The 16,706-nt window shown below is 55.8% G+C and carries 15 protein-coding genes and 1 tRNA gene; 4 read left to right on the forward strand and 12 right to left on the reverse strand.

The annotated features are described in order from the left end of the window. Positions 1-11: 11 nt before the first annotated feature. Together purU and ASF29_RS08680 are read left to right on the forward strand one after the other, a co-directional pair. Positions 12-857 carry a formyltetrahydrofolate deformylase gene (purU, locus tag ASF29_RS08675; RefSeq protein WP_062450283.1) on the forward strand — a complete coding sequence of 282 codons (846 nt, stop codon included), beginning with the start codon at positions 12-14 and terminating at the stop codon, positions 855-857. 11 nt (positions 858-868) lie between these two features. Beyond that, positions 869-1,732, forward strand: coding sequence for an NAD(P)-dependent oxidoreductase (locus ASF29_RS08680; protein ID WP_062450284.1), 864 nt, complete (start codon positions 869-871; stop codon positions 1,730-1,732). Between the two features lie 7 nt (positions 1,733-1,739). On the opposite strand, the gene ASF29_RS08685 is transcribed toward ASF29_RS08680, so the two are convergent. From ASF29_RS08685 to ASF29_RS08700, 4 genes are read right to left on the reverse strand one after another with little or no spacing between them, the layout of a single operon-like run. After that, the gene (locus ASF29_RS08685) at positions 1,740-2,066 is read right to left on the reverse strand and encodes a YciI family protein (RefSeq protein ID WP_062450285.1); all 327 of its coding nucleotides are present in this window, start codon (positions 2,064-2,066) and stop codon (positions 1,740-1,742) included. Beyond that, positions 2,066-2,908: a class III extradiol dioxygenase family protein gene (locus tag ASF29_RS08690; RefSeq protein ID WP_062450286.1), complete on the reverse strand. Its 843-nt coding sequence runs from the start codon at positions 2,906-2,908 to the stop codon at positions 2,066-2,068. Before ASF29_RS08690 ends, ASF29_RS08685 begins: the two co-directional genes overlap by 1 nt. Beyond that, positions 2,901-3,251 (reverse strand): extradiol ring-cleavage dioxygenase, encoded by a 351-nt coding sequence (locus tag ASF29_RS08695; protein WP_062450287.1) that lies wholly within the window; start codon positions 3,249-3,251, stop codon positions 2,901-2,903. Before ASF29_RS08695 ends, ASF29_RS08690 begins: the two co-directional genes overlap by 8 nt. Further along, positions 3,244-3,954: an alpha/beta hydrolase gene (locus ASF29_RS08700; protein ID WP_062450288.1), complete on the reverse strand. Its 711-nt coding sequence runs from the start codon at positions 3,952-3,954 to the stop codon at positions 3,244-3,246. Before ASF29_RS08700 ends, ASF29_RS08695 begins: the two co-directional genes overlap by 8 nt. A gap of 225 nt (positions 3,955-4,179) precedes the next feature. On the opposite strand from ASF29_RS08700, the gene ASF29_RS08705 reads away from it, so the two are divergent. Next, on the forward strand, positions 4,180-4,914 hold the full coding sequence (locus tag ASF29_RS08705) for a GntR family transcriptional regulator (protein ID WP_062450289.1): 735 nt from the start codon (positions 4,180-4,182) through the stop codon (positions 4,912-4,914). Between the two features lie 153 nt (positions 4,915-5,067). Further along, entirely contained in the window at positions 5,068-6,483 is a 1,416-nt protein-coding gene (locus ASF29_RS08710) for an aminomethyltransferase family protein (protein ID WP_062450290.1), read from the forward strand. Positions 6,484-6,669: 186 nt separating this feature from the next. Here ASF29_RS08710 and ASF29_RS08715 read toward each other — a convergent pair whose 3' ends face one another. The 8 genes from ASF29_RS08715 to ASF29_RS08750 form a co-directional block, all read right to left on the reverse strand. Beyond that, complete coding sequence (locus ASF29_RS08715) at positions 6,670-7,368, reverse strand: ABC transporter ATP-binding protein (RefSeq protein WP_062450291.1); 699 nt, start codon at positions 7,366-7,368, stop codon at positions 6,670-6,672. Continuing rightward, positions 7,368-8,114 carry an ABC transporter ATP-binding protein gene (locus ASF29_RS08720; protein ID WP_062450292.1) on the reverse strand — a complete coding sequence of 249 codons (747 nt, stop codon included), beginning with the start codon at positions 8,112-8,114 and terminating at the stop codon, positions 7,368-7,370. The genes ASF29_RS08715 and ASF29_RS08720 overlap by 1 nt, the downstream gene beginning before the upstream one ends. Next, entirely contained in the window at positions 8,111-9,145 is a 1,035-nt protein-coding gene (locus ASF29_RS08725; protein ID WP_062450293.1) for a branched-chain amino acid ABC transporter permease, read from the reverse strand. The genes ASF29_RS08720 and ASF29_RS08725 overlap by 4 nt, the downstream gene beginning before the upstream one ends. Then, entirely contained in the window at positions 9,142-9,999 is an 858-nt protein-coding gene (locus ASF29_RS08730) for a branched-chain amino acid ABC transporter permease (protein WP_062450294.1), read from the reverse strand. The genes ASF29_RS08725 and ASF29_RS08730 overlap by 4 nt, the downstream gene beginning before the upstream one ends. Positions 10,000-10,049: 50 nt before the next feature. Continuing rightward, the gene (locus tag ASF29_RS08735; RefSeq protein WP_062450295.1) at positions 10,050-11,219 is read right to left on the reverse strand and encodes an ABC transporter substrate-binding protein; all 1,170 of its coding nucleotides are present in this window, start codon (positions 11,217-11,219) and stop codon (positions 10,050-10,052) included. Between the two features lie 768 nt (positions 11,220-11,987). Further along, positions 11,988-12,077 (reverse strand) — tRNA-Ser (locus tag ASF29_RS08740). 124 nt (positions 12,078-12,201) lie between these two features. Then, on the reverse strand, positions 12,202-14,883 hold the full coding sequence (locus ASF29_RS08745) for a DEAD/DEAH box helicase family protein (protein ID WP_062450296.1): 2,682 nt from the start codon (positions 14,881-14,883) through the stop codon (positions 12,202-12,204). A 3-nt stretch (positions 14,884-14,886) separates the two neighbouring features. Next, positions 14,887-16,638 carry a site-specific DNA-methyltransferase gene (locus tag ASF29_RS08750; protein WP_062450297.1) on the reverse strand — a complete coding sequence of 584 codons (1,752 nt, stop codon included), beginning with the start codon at positions 16,636-16,638 and terminating at the stop codon, positions 14,887-14,889. Positions 16,639-16,706: the final 68 nt, after the last annotated feature.

The raw sequence follows: 16,706 nt of genomic DNA on the forward strand, positions 1-16,706 counted from the left end.
AAGGAGGATCTATGGCCAATTATATTCTGACACTGCGCTGCAACAATCGCAGTGGAATCGTGGCTGCAGTTGCAGCAAGGATCGCCCGGTATGGCGGAGATATCACCGAAGCGCAGCAGTTCGACGATCCGGAAACCGGCATGTTCTTTATGCGCGTCGCCTTTGGCATGGAGACCGCAGTGGCCGATTTTCGTGCCGGAATCTCTGATGACATCGAAAAACTGGGCCTTGAACTGACACTGCGAGAGGCAGGCAAAAGGCGCAAGGTTCTGCTGTTGGTCTCAAAATTCGATCATTGCCTTGGTGACCTGCTTTATCGGATGCGGATCGGAGAGCTGCATATCGACGTGGTCGGAATTGTCGGCAACCATCCACGCGAGGCGCTGAACCTGACTCTGATGGACGGTATTCCCTATCATCACCTCGCAATCAGTAAGGAGACCAAGCGGCAACAGGAAGAGAAAATCCGCGACATCATCGAGGTGAGCGGGGCAGAGCTTGTCGTGCTTGCGCGCTACATGCAGGTGCTATCGGATGAATTCTCGGCCTATCTTTCCGGGCGCTGCATAAACATTCACCACAGCTTTCTGCCCGGATTCAAAGGTGCAAAGCCCTATCATCAGGCACATGAGCGTGGTGTGAAGATGATCGGAGCCACGGCGCACTACGTGACTGGTGATCTGGATGAAGGTCCGATCATCTGTCAAGACGTGGAGTCCGTGACCCATGCCGATACGCCTGAGAGCCTGGTGCGAAAGGGTCGCGACATAGAACGCCGGGTTCTGGCCCGGGCGGTCACGTGGCACCTGGAAGATCGTGTTTTGGTCAACAAGCGCAAAACAGTCGTGTTTCAATAAGGGAGGGTGCCATGAAGATCGGTTTTCTCGGATACGGCGAAGCGGCACGGGCTTTCCACGAAGGTCTCACCCGACACGATCTGACCTTCATTACCTATGATATCCAACTTGCCCATGACAACGACGAGATGCGCGCAGCCATGCAGGCGAATGGGGCCGAAATCGCCCAGAGCATTTCGGGATTGGGAGAGGCGGATTGGATTTTCAGTGCGGTCACGGCCGACCAAAGCCTGATTGCCGTGGAGCCGCTCCTGCCGAACCTTCGGCAGGGTCAGGTGCTAATTGACATTAATTCCGTTTCGCCCGGCCGAAAGAAGGAGACGGCGGCTGCGGTGGAAGCGGCGGGTGCCGGCTATCTGGATATGGCCGTAATGGCTCCGGTGCACCCCAAAAAGCATCAGACCCCGGTTCTTCTTGCCGGACAACTGGCGGATCGTTTGCTGCCGGAGTTGAGCGCTCTCGGCTTTTGTGCCGAGATTGCCGGCAAGGAACCGGGAGCGGCGACCGCTATCAAGATGGTACGCTCACTGTTTGTCAAAGGTCTGGAGGCGATTGCCGTGGAGGCTTTGCTCGCCGCAAGGGCTTCCGGATGTTACGAGGAAATACTCTCGTCCCTTTCCGCCTCCTATCCGGGCTTGGGCTGGCCGCAATTTGCCGAGTATCAGTTTGAGCGCACCACACGACATGGAGGTCGCCGCGCCGCCGAGATGCGTGAATGTGCCACGACACTCAATGCGCTTGGTCTGCGCGGCGCGTTGGCTGGTGAAATCGCCGCGGTACAAGAGTGCATGGGTGCTTGCGGCCCCGGCCCCGCTATGGATTTGGACCGAACCATATCACGGGTTCTCGCTCTGCGGCTAAAAGCCGACGAGTGAGCATAAGCTAGCGCCGTGGGGTCATCGGATCCGTGATGCGCTCTGCCTGAAAACTGTCAGGAAGAAGCGTAAGCTCGATTGAGGCCACCACGCCGGCCCGATTGAATGGATCGCCTTCAGCAAAATTCTGGGCATCATCGCGACTTGCGGCTTCGAGAATACCGAAGTTGCCGATTGATACCCCGCTGTCGTCCAGCAGGGCCGATCCGATGAGTACCGATACGAGGCCTTCGCCGCCCGTCTGCACCCACGCGCGGTGATGTGGGCGGTGAGTATCGCGGATCGCCTCTTGTCCGGGGTGGTGTACGCAGCGCATAAGGAAAAATTTCGCCATTATGCTGCGTTTTCCAGTACCACCATGCCCGCACCCGTCATCGAGGCGGGAGCGTGATAGTGTTTGTGGACCAGATTGACGTTTTGATCCAGAGCGGCGCGCATAACGAGCCACATGATGAGTTCCGCGCCTTCAGAGCCGAATTCCTCGACGTAATTCTCGCGCGTCATGGTGCGATAGTGTTCGGGATTTTTGGCAATGCCGTCCAGCCACGCACGGTCTGCAGGTTGATTTATGAAGCCTGCGCGCGCACCCTGAAGCTGATGGGATAATCCGCCGGTACCGAGAATGACAACCCGTTCGTCGCCTTGCCAGCTTTCGATCGCTTCCCGCAATACCCTACCCATTTCCCAGCAGCGCTGCGGCGTAGGGATCGGATACTGGATGGTATTAACCCATATCGGTACGATTTTGACCGGCCAGTCCTCCGGACGACCAAAGAACAGTTCCATCGGGACCTGCAGGCCGTGGTCGACATCGATTTCCCGACAAACCAGAGGATCGAAATGCCGCTCGACCAATTTGTCGACGAAGTGCCAAGAGAAGTCGACGGCGCCCTTGAAGGACGGGATTGCCCGCGGCCCCCATCCTTCGTCAACTGGATTGTAGGTTTCGGCAACTCCGACGGCGAAGGTCGGGACACGGTCGAGAAAGAAGGTATTGCCGTGATCGTTGAACACGACCACGGCAATGTCAGGTTTCGCGTCGCGCATCCACTGTTTGCCAACCTCGTAGCCGTCAAAAAACGGTTTCCAGTCCGGCGTGTCCCGCAGACCCTTGTCGAGTGCTGCGCCGATTGAGGGAACATGACTTGTTCCGATGCCACCGATGATTTCAGCCATTGCGTTTCTTTCCCAGTCTCTCATAGAGGAAATCGTCATGCGACATGCTCGCCTGGGCCGCACCGATCTGTGTGATTGGCGTTGGATCAACCGCGGCGATTTTCAGGATGAAGAAAAGATTGCCGCCCAACCGTACCATCTCGTGCCAGTCGCGCGCCAAAACAGCAGTCTTCTCCTCCTCAGTCAGGCCGAAGCGGTCGAGAAAGGCGATCTCATCTGTCTTGAATGCTTCGCGGTTGTCAGGCTGGCCAAGCGCCATCGCCATCTTGTTCATCTTGTAGCCTTTGATCGAGCCTGCGCGGTCGAAAAGCGGCGTCTCGGGTATCGTTCGGTCGTCAGGCATTCAGTCCTCCAAATCTGCGGTCGAGCCAATCCTCGATTGCAGCAGTGACGTCCTCTGGCCTTTCCACGGGCGCGAAATGGCCGGCATGTTCAATGATGACGAGTTCTGTATCTGCAACCGCGCCAGCAATCTCCTGATGCTGGGCAATAGGGCTCCAGGCGTCCTGGCGGGCTGCAACGAGCAGGACAGGGCATTCTATTTCGGCCATGTAAGCACCCGCATCGGGCCGGGTTAGAAGCGCGTGTATCTGGCGCTGGTGCACTTGTGCGCCGACCCGCTTGACCATTTCCTTCAGTTTCGAAACCAGGGCAAGGTCATCTACCCGACTTGGATCGAGCATCATGGGGAGCCATTGCATGGCAAACTCATCGATGTCGCTGTTTGCGAGCTCGACCATCTGTCGGCGCTTGTCATCCTCTCCGTCCCGCTTGGGATGATGCCCGGTATTCGCAAGCACAAGTCCGCGAACGCGCTCGGGTGCGAGATGCGCCATTTCCATGGCGATACGTCCGCCCATAGAGTGGCCGACCGCGATCAGATCTCCCTTCACCTCTGCAAGAAGGCGTCGAGCCATGTCAGTGATCGACCTGTCCCGTGTGACATCAGCATTCTTTACCGGCATGTGTTGCGTCGCGGCCTGTGCCAGGGGGCTCCAGACCATCGTGTCGGAAACCAGTCCGGGGATCAGCAAAAGCGTCGTCAATATCAAGTCCTCCCGACCCGAGGAAACATCTGATGTGTCGATCTGTCAATGAAAATGTATACATATATGGTCATTTGGCACGATGATTGATGGAATTACCCTCGTATCACGCGAGTTTTTATGGCGCTTGTGGATACACGAATGCCGTGCGATTAGAAGAGAAATTCATCTGGGCTTCGATTGGGGTCTGTAAGAGAGTATGTGGCTGCTGAACTGGAGGGAATCATGAAGAACAGCGAAGTCGAAACCCATGGTCGCCGGGCGGTCATCGAGTTACGCGAAAAGATTATCAGCGGTGAATTTCCCGGTGGCATGCGCCTTTTCGAGGTGGCAATGGCAGAGAAGCTCGACATTTCGCGCACGCCGGTACGCGAGGCGCTGTCGCGACTGGTTGAGGAGGGGTTGCTGGATCGACTGCCCAATGGCGGATTTACCGTTCGCCGGTTTGGCTATGCTGACGTGGTCGATTCAATCGAACTGCGTGGCGTTATGGAAGGCACGGCGGCACGGCTGGCGGCCGAGAGGGGAGTGGCGCCCGATGGTCTCGCGCGCATCAATGACATCGTCGCGCGGCTGGATGATTGCTTTGGAGCTTCCCGGGATGACGTGGACTTTGATGTCTATTCAGACCTCAATGAAGCTTTCCATCATGAACTGGCCGGTCTTTGCGGGAGCAACGTCATTTTGCGGGAAGTTGAGCGCGCAAGCGCGTTGCCTTTCGCTTCCCCTTCCGCCTTTATCCCGAACAAGACCGATATAGCCGCCTTTCTCCGTTCGCTGTGGCTGGCGCAGGAGCAGCATCGGCAAATCGTCAATGCGATTGCCGCACGTGAAGGTGCGCGCGCCGAGGCAATTGCGCGGGAACACGCCCGCACCGCAAGGCACAATCTTGAATACATTTTCAATCAGAAGCCAGAACTGTTGCAGCAGCTACCAGGTCTTGCTCTGATCCATCGGTAGGCGCTCCAAAGCCGGATCAACAACGATATTACGCCTTTTGCGTCCTTATGACCGACCTGCAATCCGAAATCAGGAAAAGAAATCGGCTTGCATTCTTCCTCCTGACACGGCATCAATGTATACATGGCAGAGATATCCAAGGGAGGAAGTATCATGGCGAACACCAGTCTAAGCGACATTTTGAAGGAAAATCCTGATGTAGTTGGAAGATTGCGCAACTCTCGTGTGGGTATGTATGTATACCCCGTGGTTGCGCCAGAGTTCAGCAACTGGCGGACAGAGCAGGCCGCATGGCGTCACTCCGCAGTGCTTTTCGATCAGTCGCATCATATGGATGAACTCATCGTCGAAGGACCGGATGCCGAAAAATTCCTGTCCTATCACGGCATCAATTCATTCGCGAATTTCAGCCTCAGTCGAGCCAAGCACTTCGTACCGGTCACTCCCAATGGTCACGTCATCGGCGACCACATCATCTTTCGTGAGCGCGAAGACAAGTTCATCCTTGTCGGTCGCGCACCGACCTCCAATTGGCTGATGTTCTGCGCCGCCTATGGCAAGTGGAATGTTCGCATCAAGCACGATCCGCGCTCTCCTTCACGTCCCGAGGGCGAACGTGTCTTGCGTACCCACTACCGTTATCAAATCCAGGGACCCGAGGCTCCGAAGATATTTGAGAAGATGAACCGAGGGCCTCTCCCAGAGATCAACTTCTTCCACGTCGACTGGATCAATATCGGATCGAAGAAGGTGCAGGCGCTGCGTCACGGCATGTCGGGCGCGCCTGGTCTGGAAATATGGGGACCTTACGAGGACAAGAGTTATATCCAGTCCTGCATCTTCGAAGCCGCTGCCGCGGCAGGTGTCGACCTAGTCCGTTGCGGTGCCCGCGCCTATTCCACCAACACACTTGAATCAGGCTGGATTCCGTCTCCGCTGCCGGGGATCTACACCGGTGATGGAATGCTGGCGGCCTATCGGGAATGGCTGGGCGCTGACAGCTATGAGGCAACGGGCGCAATCGGCGGCAGCTTCGTCTCCGACAACATTGAAGACTATTATGTCACGCCTTTCGACCTGGGATACGATTTCTATATCGGTTGGAAAAAGGAAGACTTCATCGGCAAGGCTGCCCTGGAGAAACTTAGAGGCCAGAAAAATCGCAAGAAGGTGACCTTCGAGTGGAATGCTGAGGACGTCGTGAATGTCATCGCCTCGGCATTCCGTCCCGGTGAGGATCACTACAAGTGGATCGATTTTCCGCAGCCCAATTACGCGTCCACAAGCGCTGACATGATCATGCATGATGGAAAACAAGTCGGCATGTCGATGTTCAACGGTTATTCCTACAATGAACGCTGCATGCTCTCGCTCGGTATCGTTGACGCCGAGGTGAAAGAAGGGGATGTTTTGACCCTGATCTGGGGTGAGCCTGACGGCGGTTCGCACAAGACCTCCACCGAGCGTCCGCATAAGCAGGCAGAAATCCGCGTTCGCGTATCGCCGACGCCCTATGCCCGAGAGGCCCGTGAAAACTACGCCGATAGCTGGCGAAGCAAGAAGGACTGATCCGGGAGCGATCCTGTATACAGGAGGCAGGGCAATCAAATCGAAAAGCGACGCCGTGATGATACGTCACGGCGTCGCTTTTTCGTTCGTCAGCCAGAATAGCGGTAACAGCTTAACGGCGCGAAAACCCGCCAGCAAATTGAATGTGCAACTGCCCGCAAATCGCCCAAACCGGCAATGTCATGCTCAAAGGCTCAGATGTGCATCCAGCGTATCGGGCGATGCCAGAAGTGTGGCTGAACTGTCGGCGTAGATGATCCCACCCCGCTCAAGGACGATCACGTCGTCGGTCAGGGGCAGCACCTTGCGCGCCTTCTGCTCGACGATGATTGCCGACATTCCTTCATCGACGACGATACCCCGTAATGCAGACAGGAGTTCGTCAACGATGATGGGTGCTAGTCCCTCCAACGGTTCATCAAGCAAGAGGAGCTTGGGGTTGAGCATCAGTGCTCTCCCCAGTGCAAGCATCTGTTGTTCGCCCCCTGAAAGCTGGCTGCCGAGATTTCGGCGGCGTTCCTGGAGGCGGGGAAACATGCGGTAGATGCGTTCTACGTTCCACTGTCCGGGACGCGCACTGGCAGTGAGGTTCTCTTCGACCGTCAGTGAGCGGAAGATGTTGCGTTCCTGCGGCACCCATCCGATGCCCAGTGGCGCGCGATGTTCTGCACGCATGCGGCTTATGTCACGGTTCAAGAGATGAATCGTGCCGGAATGGTGGGTTGTTACCCCGATGATGGTGTTGAGAAGGGTGGTCTTGCCCGCCCCGTTGCGGCCCAGCAACGCCAGAGAGCGGCCCTCTTCCAGTGTGAAGCTAACGCGGGAAAGAACACGTGCTTCGCTATAGCCAGCAGCCAAGTTCTCTATCCTCAGCAACTGGGACATCAGGCATCCTCCCCAAGGTATATGGATTTGACGTGCGGATCCCTCGAAATCTCCGAGACTGTGCCTTCTGCGAAAAGAGCGCCGGCGGCGAGGACGGATATGCGATCAGCAAAGGAAAAGACCAAGTCCATATCGTGTTCGATCAGGATAACCGTCACATCGCCCGGAAGCTCCCGCACAATACCCAGGACTTCATGCCGCTCTTCCTCGGGAACACCGGCGGCGGGCTCGTCGAGAAGCAAAACCTTGGGTCGCGTTGCAATGGCAAGCGCAATCTCCAAAAGGCGTTGCTTGCCATAGGGAAGCAAGTTGGTGGGAATTGCCATCACGTTGATCAGCCGGAAGCGCTCAAGAAGAACCGCCGCCTCGTCAGCGATTTCCCGCTCTGCCCACAGCGGGCGCCATGCTGATGGTCCTTTGCCTTGTCTCTGGGCAATCGCGAGCATGACCGAGTCAAGCGGCGTGAGGTCACCAAACAGCTGATTGATCTGGAAGGTCCGCGACATGCCGCGGCCAACGCGTGAATGCGAGGAAAGGGCGGTAATGTCCTCTCCAGCCAAGAGAACTTGACCGCTATTGGGGACGTATACCCCCGTCAAAAGATTGATCAGTGTGGTCTTGCCGGCTCCGTTTGGTCCGATCAGTGCATGGCGAGCGCCCTGGGACACGCGGAGCGATACGTCGTTGGTTGCGACAAAGCCGCCGAATCGTTTGAAAAGCTTGCGCGTTTCGAGGGCTGGAGTCATTTGCTATCCTCCGTGGCATCGCCGACCTTGGTTCGCCGCATCCGGGCTCTTGAGCCGGGTAGGAGTATCTGCCAGCGGGTGATGCGCTCGCGCCCGATGAGAACAATCAGAATAAGGATTAGACCAACCCAGAACATCCAGTATTGCGGCGTGATCATCGATAACCAGTCGCGAAGTATCGAAAAGATCACCGCGCCAAAAATGCCCCCATAGAGATATCCAACGCCACCGATAACGAGAACCAGAAGCACGTCGGCGGAGCGGTGAAAGGCGAGAACGTCCGGAGAAACGAAGCTCGTGGTCTGCGTCAGAAGTGCGCCTGCCACACCCGCATAAGCAGCCGCAATCGTGTAGATGACGACGATCCGCCGCGTGGGCGAGATGCCCAGCATCGAGGCGCGGACGGGATTGCGTTTGATGGCCTTCAGCGAGAGGCCGAACGGCGAATTCACAATCCGGCGAGCCACATACGTCAAGACGATAATCACGACCAGACAATAGATGTAGCCCGTACGCCCCCACAGATCGAACTCGAAAAAACCGAGGATTGGTGTGAACGTGACCCCGCTCAAGCCGTCAGCGCCGCCTGTCAACCAGGCGGCCTGGTTCACAACTTCTCCCAGCAGCATCGCGACGCCGAAGGTGGTCATCAGCCGCGTCAGGTCGGAGCCTCGCAACACCAGAAAACTGGTTGCAAGTCCGAATGCACCACTGACGATGCCAGCGACAACGAGCCCCGTAACCGGCTCCGTAATGTAATGTTTGGCGAAGAGGCCCGCGGTGTAAGCGCCCAAGCCGAAGAAAGCGGCATGGCCGAGTGAAACGATCCCAGCGTAACCAAGGATCAGATCGAGCGAGATGGCAAACAGTGCAAGGATTGCAATTTCCGTCAGGATCAACATTTTTGAGGGCAGAACAAAAATTGCCGCCACCGCCAGAGCCCAAAGGGCAATTTCCCAAATTTGCCATCGGCTCGATCGCTTGATCTGTGCGGTTGCGCGCGCAGTTATCGTGTTGTCGTCACCACTCATCGACTTCCTCGCGAAAACAATCCGTGCGGCCTAATGATCAGAACCAGGATCATGACGCCGTAGATGATGAAGGCACCGAGTTGCGGGACGTAATATTTGCCCGCCACATCGGCAACGCCCAGCAGAATTGCTGCAAGGAAGGGGCCCGTGATCGATGAGGTGCCGCCGACGGTGACGACGATCATGAAATAGATCAGGAATTGCAAAGGAAAGTTCGGGTCGAGCCCGAGAAGTTCCGTGCCTAAGGCACCCCCAAGTCCTGCGAGGCCTGAACCAAGTGCGAAGGTCAAAGCAAAAATGACGGAAACATTGATGCCGAGGCCGCGCGCGACGCGCCCATCGTCCACGGCGGCTCGCAACTGGCTGCCAATGCGCGTACGTGTAAGCGCCAGTTGCAGGGCTACAACAAGCACAGCGCAAATGGCGATGATGAACAACCGGTATCGCCCGATGCCGATGCCGAGAAACTCAAAACGCCCGTTGAGCTCCGGCGGCAGATTGATCAACTGCTGCTGCCCGCCCATCAGATAATCCACTGCCGCGATCGACATGAAGACCAGCCCGATCGAAAACAGGACCTGGTCCAGATGTGGGGACGCATAGAGACGCTGATATAGGGTTCGTTCCAGCACAACCCCTATGAGAGCGGTGACGAGAAAAGCAGCGGGCAGGCACCAGTAGAAGGATATGCCATAGCGGTTCATCATCACAACTGTGACATAGCCACCCGCCATGGCAAATGCGCCGTGAGCCAGATTGATGAAATTCATCAATCCCAGAGTAATCGATAACCCGCAGGCCAGAACGAACAGCAGCATGCCGTAAGCAATGCCGTCAAACAGGATTGTCAGCATGGTCCCTCACGATTTCCGAGCCGCATTACTTTTACGGCTTCCGTTGACGCTTATTGGGCTGGCGTATTCGGGTCACGGACCTTCGGGAAAGTAGCAAATTCAACGTTGTAGAGTTCACCGCCGACGTCTTTGACTTCGCGCATATATATATCTTGGACGATGTCGTGCGTAACCGGGTCGATCGTAATGGGTCCGCGAGGGCTCATCCATTGCATACCCTTCATGGCCTCGATCAGCTTGGTACCATCGGTATCGCCACCGGTTTTATCTATGGCTGCGTAAGCGAGATGCATGGCATCATAGCCGCCGACAGACATGAAGTTCGGACGCATGTTTTTGTTCGCCTTGCGAACTTGCGCGACATAGGCCGCATTTTCCGGGCTGTCGTGGCTGGCAGAGTAAAAATGCCCTGTGATGACGCCAAGCGCGGGCTTTCCCATTCCATTAAGGAGATCGTCATCCGTGACGTCACCGGTTGCGATCAACTTGATGCCTGCATCAGTCAAACCGCGATCGGCAAATTGCTTCATGAACGATGAGCCTACACCCGAAGGAACGAAGGCGAAAACGGCGTCGGGCTTTGCATCCCGCACACGCTGCAGGAACGGGGCGAAGTCAGGATTGGCCAATGGCACGCGCACCGCCTCGACAATCTCGCCGCCTTCCTTCTTGAACTGATCCGTGAAGCCTTTTTCGATATCGATACCGGGGCCATAGTCGGAAACCAACGTCACGACGCGTTTCAAGTTGTTTTGGACTGCCCATGTTGCAACAGGAACCGCCGACTGCGGGCCAGCCATGCTGGTGCGCACGAAGTATGGCGACTGTTTCATGATCGCCGAGGTCGTTGCCGACGTGATGATCGCAGGGATTTTTGCTTGATTGAGGACTGGCGCAACGGACATGGCAAGCGGCGTCAGGCCAAACCCAGCAAGGATATTGACACCGTCGTTCACGACGAGTTCCTGCGCGATGCGACGTGTCTGATCAGCCGTTCCGGCGTCATCGCGCAGAACAAGTTCGATCTTCTTGCCGCCTGCCTTATCGCCATGAAGTGCCATGTATGCACGAGCGCCCGCTTCAACCTGCCGTCCCGTCGAGGCAAATGGGCCCGTCATTGGCAGGATAAGGCCGATCTTCACCGTATCTTCAGCCAGGGCCGGCACGGCTAAAACCATGGAAACGATCGTCGATACAATGAATAAGCGCTTGGTAATCATTAGAATCCTCCCGTTTGGTCAATAAAACCTCCGTCATCCGGAGGGCGCTAGGGAGAGCAAGCTTTCACCACTCCTCAAGGTGAAAACGACCCCAGCCATATAAGGCCCCACAATTATGTATACATTTTTTGATAATTGACACAAGTGCTTCTCGCTCAGTCCGCGAGTATGCGTAAAGGCCGCCGCCACGTTTAGCCGTCATACCTCGTCCAACGGATCGCGACGTAACTAAGGCCCGTCTCAATGACGATGATCAACGATGGTGAGCGATTGGACTTGGTTAGCGAAAGCACAAAAGTGCGAGGTAGAGCCGTATGTTCTGGCGAAGCTTAAAATCTTTCCGTGCATACAATTAAAGGTGAGCCGCACATGTTAACGCAAGACGGCACCCTTTATCGTCAGTGCAGCAAGATCGAAATCATGTCCCGAAAACTGGCGACACATTCATGTCCGTCAAGATAGTAGCGTCCGCACCTTTATGTCTGCCACCGACATCGCTGCAACCGTCATCTTCTATAAATCAGCGAATGTCCGTGGAGAATGCGCGACTGTCAGTCACGTCTTTTTTAATCGAAAAACCTACCACTAGGTCCATCAAATAATCGATCATCAAGATCAATACTCGAAGATCAGAAGAGTGTATGCGTCGAATAGGCTCTGGACGTCGACAGAGTGCCGCCCGTGCGTCTGATATCGGAGCAAGTTATTGATTATAGGAAGCAAACAGGGACAAAACCCTTAAGGAGCCTTGTCTGTCTCAGACGTCGATGGCGGAGAGGGTGGGATTTGAACCCACGATACCCTTGCAGGTATGCCGCATTTCGAGTGCGGTGCATTCGACCACTCTGCCACCTCTCCGCGGGCACGATTTTTGGGGTCGTGCGGGCGTTCTCTTAGCTAGCAATCAGGGTTGCGGGACAGGGATCACTACAGGCGAGTATTCGTCAAGCTGGCACGCCGAATGTGGCCGCTGTGTGCCTCTTCAACCCATCCTCGACCGGGCCATCAAGCCGGCAAAGCTCGCATTCTCTCGGATGTCGCTATCCGCCACCAAGGCGTAACCCCAAGGCTTTCCGTCGGTCTCCTTGGCGAGGTCAGTCGCATATTGCACCCATTTCACCGCAGCGCGTGCCTTCTCGACCACGATGGGATCCTGCATATCACGGTCAGACTTCACCTCGACTATCAGTTTCTCCGTCAGCGTTTCCACGACGAAGTCCGGCTCGTATGCCTTGCCGGCGCGATACTCGATCTGGAACTGGCCAGCAGCCGGTTTCAACCACCGCTCAACGTCTTTCTCGGCCTCGTGATCTATCAGAGCAGCAAAACGGCGCTCTGCATCAGAGTCGAACTTGTGTTGCAGGTAGGGGCTCTTTTTGGTCCCATAGAAAACGTAGCTGCCGGTGTCTGAGAGCGGCTTGGCCGCCTGGTCGATCGGCAGACGCTTTGCAGTCGAATAGACGGCATAGGATTGGGAGCGGAGCATTCGGAACGAGCGGACTATCTTCGCCCGATAGTCCGTCGGAGTCTCGCGGTAGTGAGCCTTCATATGTTCAAAAATGACCTGCGCCAGGGTTCTGCCATGGGCGAGGGCAACGTTCTCGACATCGTCCTCTGTTTCTAGATAACTCCGCAGATGTGAGACCATCTGGCCAGCAAGCTTGTATAGAAGATCCGCTTGGCTGTCGTAGTCGACCTGATCCATGTCGATGAGATGTTTGACGATGTAATTCTCGATCCGCGCCTCTTTCGGCGCGCTGACGGACCGGGCTAACTCTCTTTGGGATTGGTCTCGCAAATTGCGGATACGGATACGATCCGAAATTGGCTGATGCCGCACGCTCGACAAATTGCTGAGGTCGAAATCCTCAAACCAGAAGTTCACTTCGCGGCTCGGGATCACCACAATTTCCGGAATTTCGATCGTGTTCTCGGCGATGCTGGCGGTGACAATGCCGACGATCTTTTGAAAGTCTGGTTCGACGAGCACACCTTCCAAATGACCCTGCACCTGCTCGCGGTGCACTCGGCGGATGTCGGCGACGAGTTCCGCCTGCACCTCCGGCTTGGTCAGATCTTGGACGCCCCCAGCAAGCGTGCGCTCATACTTCTTGGTAATGAAATCGATCGCCGTTGCCGCGACCTCACGATCATCCGGATGGTCGAACACGAGGGGCTGCCCGTCGTCATCCATACCTTTGCGTTGGCCGGTCAGCATTGCTTCGATCGCGGTCGGTATCTCGACGACATAAGAGGTCTCCGGCTTCACATCGCCAGACGGCCCGATGGTGATGGCACGCATCTGAACCAGCGAGTCCGACTCCTTTGCCTTGCGGATAACTTCATCGAAGCGGTCATGCGCAATGACGGTCAAGGTGTCGACGAAATCGTTGCCCGTCCGCTCGCCATAGGGAAGACGTAGTCCGCGACCGAGCGTCTGTTCTGTCAGGATGTCGGACGCTGATGCCCGCAACGGCACGATCGTATACAGATTGGTTACGTCCCAGCCTTCTTTGAGCTTGTTGACATGAATGACGATCTCGGTCCTGTCGTCACTCTCGAGGCTCACTAGGCGTGACACGGCCTCGTCGCTTTCTTCTCCCTTGAGGTTAGAATGTATCTCGATCACGCGGCCCTTGTAGGCACCTTTCAGGAACTTATCATCTTCGACCCGCATCCGGATCTGGCTTGCATGTCTTGTGTCCTGGGCCACGACAAGGATGAACGGGTGAACACGCTTACGGCTTGTTTTACGGGCGTAGAGGTCGAGCTGCGTCTTCACTTCCTCGTGGTAGTGAATTCCGTCCTCGAGCATGATCATCTCCAGATCGTCTTGGGAATAATCCTGGGGGCGGAAGTCAACGCGGGTGGCAACGGCTGGCTCCTTGACGTAGCCGTCGGCCATGGCGTCGCCCAGACCGTATTGATAGATTACATTGCTGAACGCCTTGGACTTTGTCCCCACGGATTTTGGCGTTGCCGTTAGCTCGAGACCGAGAACTGGCTTCAGTTCGCTGATGGCCTTCATGCCTGCATTAGCGCGATAACGGTGCGCTTCGTCCATCAACATCACGAGGTCGGGCAATTCCGCCAGATAGTCAAAATAAGTTTGTCCAAGGTATTCCCGCATCGTGCGGATACGGCCCTTATCCTTGTTGATCTTATCGACATTGAAGATGTTGATAATGACTTCATTGCCGAAAAGGTCGGAGCCCCGAATGCCGCGTCCTTCCTCCCAGGTATCGCCGGTGACGATGATGGGCGGACGCTGAGCAAATTCGGCAATGCCACGAAACACGTATTTCGGCGATGACTGCCGTGAGAAGTCGGCCACCAGCTTGTCATAAATAGTGGTGTTCGGCGCGAGCACGAAGAAGTTCTTCGACCGGCCAGTCAGGTAGAGGTAGCTGATGAAGGCGCCCATCAGGCGCGTCTTGCCCACGCCAGTGGCGAGCGCGAAGCAGAGTGACGGGAAGTCTCGCTCAAACTCCTCGACGCTCGGCCATTGTTTCTGCACGGTCTGGAGGGTTTCGGCTAGATCTTCCTCCTTGCCGAGAGGGACAACCTCTAGCAGCTCGGCCAGAATGTTCAGGGCCTGCTCTTGCGGTTTTCTGAGCGAGAGGCGCTGGGCGATCTGCCGGCGGATGCGTTCCGGATGGATCATGTCTCAGCCCTCGCTCTTGTCAGCATCAGTGCCTAGGTCATCGAAGAGATCGAGTCCGCTCAGATCAGCGAACCGATCCTTGGCAGCAATCTTCTTCCTGCGTTTCGGCGCTGCCAACTCCTTCGATGCCGACTCGAGCTCCTCGTGGCCGTCATCGTCCGCCAGCGGTAGCTTGGCGATGTTCAGGGAATAATCGTCACGCCCCCATTCGCATTGCGTGAGGATGGCCGACGGGATCTTGACCAGGATCAGGTTCTCGAAACTGTCCGGATTGGCACTAAAGGCCTTGCAGCAGACGACGAGCGACCGCTCTGGCCCGACATCCTCGGAAATCTTGCGGCAAGCCTCATGGGTTAGCTGCTGCGTGGTGACGTAGATGAAGGATTTTTCAGTCGCGAGACCATGGTTCCAGTATTCCTCCGCGAGCAGACTCGGCGCATACGTATAACCCATGTGCTTGCACATGGCCTCTGCCAGCATGGCGGGATTGTAGGCCTTGCTGATCACCCAGTTGCCGTATTTGTCCTGCTCCAGGAGAGAAGGCGCGAGATTGAAGTAACGGAAGCCTCCGCCGCCCTTCCAGCCGCAAGCCTCAGTGACCCCGCCATTATCATCACCGTCGATGACTTTCTTCATGCGTGGCAGAATATGTGTGTAACAATGCTCACCGAGCTCGACCATGATCCATCGACGGCCCATTTTGTGCGCGACGGCGCCGGTAGTGCCGGAACCGGCGAAGGAGTCGAGCACGAGGTCGCCTGCGCTGGTCGCGATCTCCAGAATACGAGATATTAGCTTCTCGGGTTTAGGCGTTGGAAACGGATCCGCTGCAATCAAAGCTTTGGCTTCACGCTTGGCGTCCTGGGTATGTCCAACCTCGTCATATAGCCATATCGTCTGTGGAACCGTTCCACTCCTCTTAAGTTCGCTCAAATATTTCTTAAGTCGAGGAGTGCTGTTATTTCCAGATTTTCCCCAATATATGCGATTTTCTGCTACATTTTTTTCATGTTTCGATCGTTCGAATGCCCAAACACGAGAGCGATTCGGCCAGATTTTTTCTCCTGAATTTGGGTTTGTAATCTCGTAGTAGAGGTTTGGACGCTCGTCGGCTGTTTTCGCACACGTATAGTTGTCACTCATCCACGGCCCGCGAGGGTCATTATCCGGATTTTTGTAGAGTGTGTCCTGGGCGACAGTTCTGGCGAGAGGCCTAGGCCTCCAGGCTTCTTTTTCTTTGGCGTAGACTAGGATGTGATCATGGTTTTCACTTAGCCACAGAGCGTCGTTCGATGGCGCATATTTCTTCTGCCAAACCACGTTGGAAACGAAATTTCTTCTACCAAACACTTCGTCACACAACACCTTAAGGTAATGGGCCTCATTGTCATCAGCTGAAATCCAGATTGAGCCGTCATTCGCCAAAATCGATTGCAGGATTTCAAGCCTGTCACGCAGCAAGCTAAGCCAGACGGAGTGTTCGAGCCCATCGTCATAATGCGTGAAAGCACTACCCGTGTTATAGGGCGGATCGATATAAATGCATTTGACCTGTCCCTCATACTGCCTCTCGAGTGCCTTAAGAGCGAGCAGGTTGTCACCCTTGATCAGCATGTTGTCGAAGATGTCCGTCTCTGATCGGCGGAAGGCAGCATGATAGCTTCTGGCCGGGTCCTCGATGACGATCCGCGGCTCGAGCTTCGGCCGCTCGTCCTTGCCGATCCAGGTCAATTCAAGCTTGATCTTCTTAGACATCAGTCTTTCCGTCTTCCGCGTGATGGCGCCGGCACGGTTGGGCCCCGGCCATGGCTTCATATCCGGTC

This window comes from Rhizobium sp. Leaf262 (genome assembly GCF_001422245.1).
GTDB lineage: Bacteria > Pseudomonadota > Alphaproteobacteria > Rhizobiales > Rhizobiaceae > Agrobacterium.

Coding starts and splice junctions, on each gene's coding strand:
- ASF29_RS08695 (WP_062450287.1), bottom strand. CDS start 3,251: ATGCCTGACGACCGAACGATACCCGAGACGCCGCTTTTCGACCGCGCA.
- ASF29_RS08690 (WP_062450286.1), bottom strand. CDS start 2,908: ATGGCTGAAATCATCGGTGGCATCGGAACAAGTCATGTTCCCTCAATC.
- ASF29_RS08735 (WP_062450295.1), bottom strand. CDS start 11,219: ATGATTACCAAGCGCTTATTCATTGTATCGACGATCGTTTCCATGGTT.
- ASF29_RS08710 (WP_062450290.1), top strand. CDS start 5,068: ATGGCGAACACCAGTCTAAGCGACATTTTGAAGGAAAATCCTGATGTA.
- ASF29_RS08745 (WP_062450296.1), bottom strand. CDS start 14,883: ATGATCCATCCGGAACGCATCCGCCGGCAGATCGCCCAGCGCCTCTCG.
- ASF29_RS08680 (WP_062450284.1), top strand. CDS start 869: ATGAAGATCGGTTTTCTCGGATACGGCGAAGCGGCACGGGCTTTCCAC.
- ASF29_RS08720 (WP_062450292.1), bottom strand. CDS start 8,114: ATGACTCCAGCCCTCGAAACGCGCAAGCTTTTCAAACGATTCGGCGGC.
- ASF29_RS08715 (WP_062450291.1), bottom strand. CDS start 7,368: ATGTCCCAGTTGCTGAGGATAGAGAACTTGGCTGCTGGCTATAGCGAA.
- ASF29_RS08730 (WP_062450294.1), bottom strand. CDS start 9,999: ATGCTGACAATCCTGTTTGACGGCATTGCTTACGGCATGCTGCTGTTC.
- ASF29_RS08705 (WP_062450289.1), top strand. CDS start 4,180: ATGAAGAACAGCGAAGTCGAAACCCATGGTCGCCGGGCGGTCATCGAG.
- ASF29_RS08685 (WP_062450285.1), bottom strand. CDS start 2,066: ATGGCGAAATTTTTCCTTATGCGCTGCGTACACCACCCCGGACAAGAG.
- purU (WP_062450283.1), top strand. CDS start 12: ATGGCCAATTATATTCTGACACTGCGCTGCAACAATCGCAGTGGAATC.
- ASF29_RS08725 (WP_062450293.1), bottom strand. CDS start 9,145: ATGAGTGGTGACGACAACACGATAACTGCGCGCGCAACCGCACAGATC.
- ASF29_RS08750 (WP_062450297.1), bottom strand. CDS start 16,638: ATGTCTAAGAAGATCAAGCTTGAATTGACCTGGATCGGCAAGGACGAG.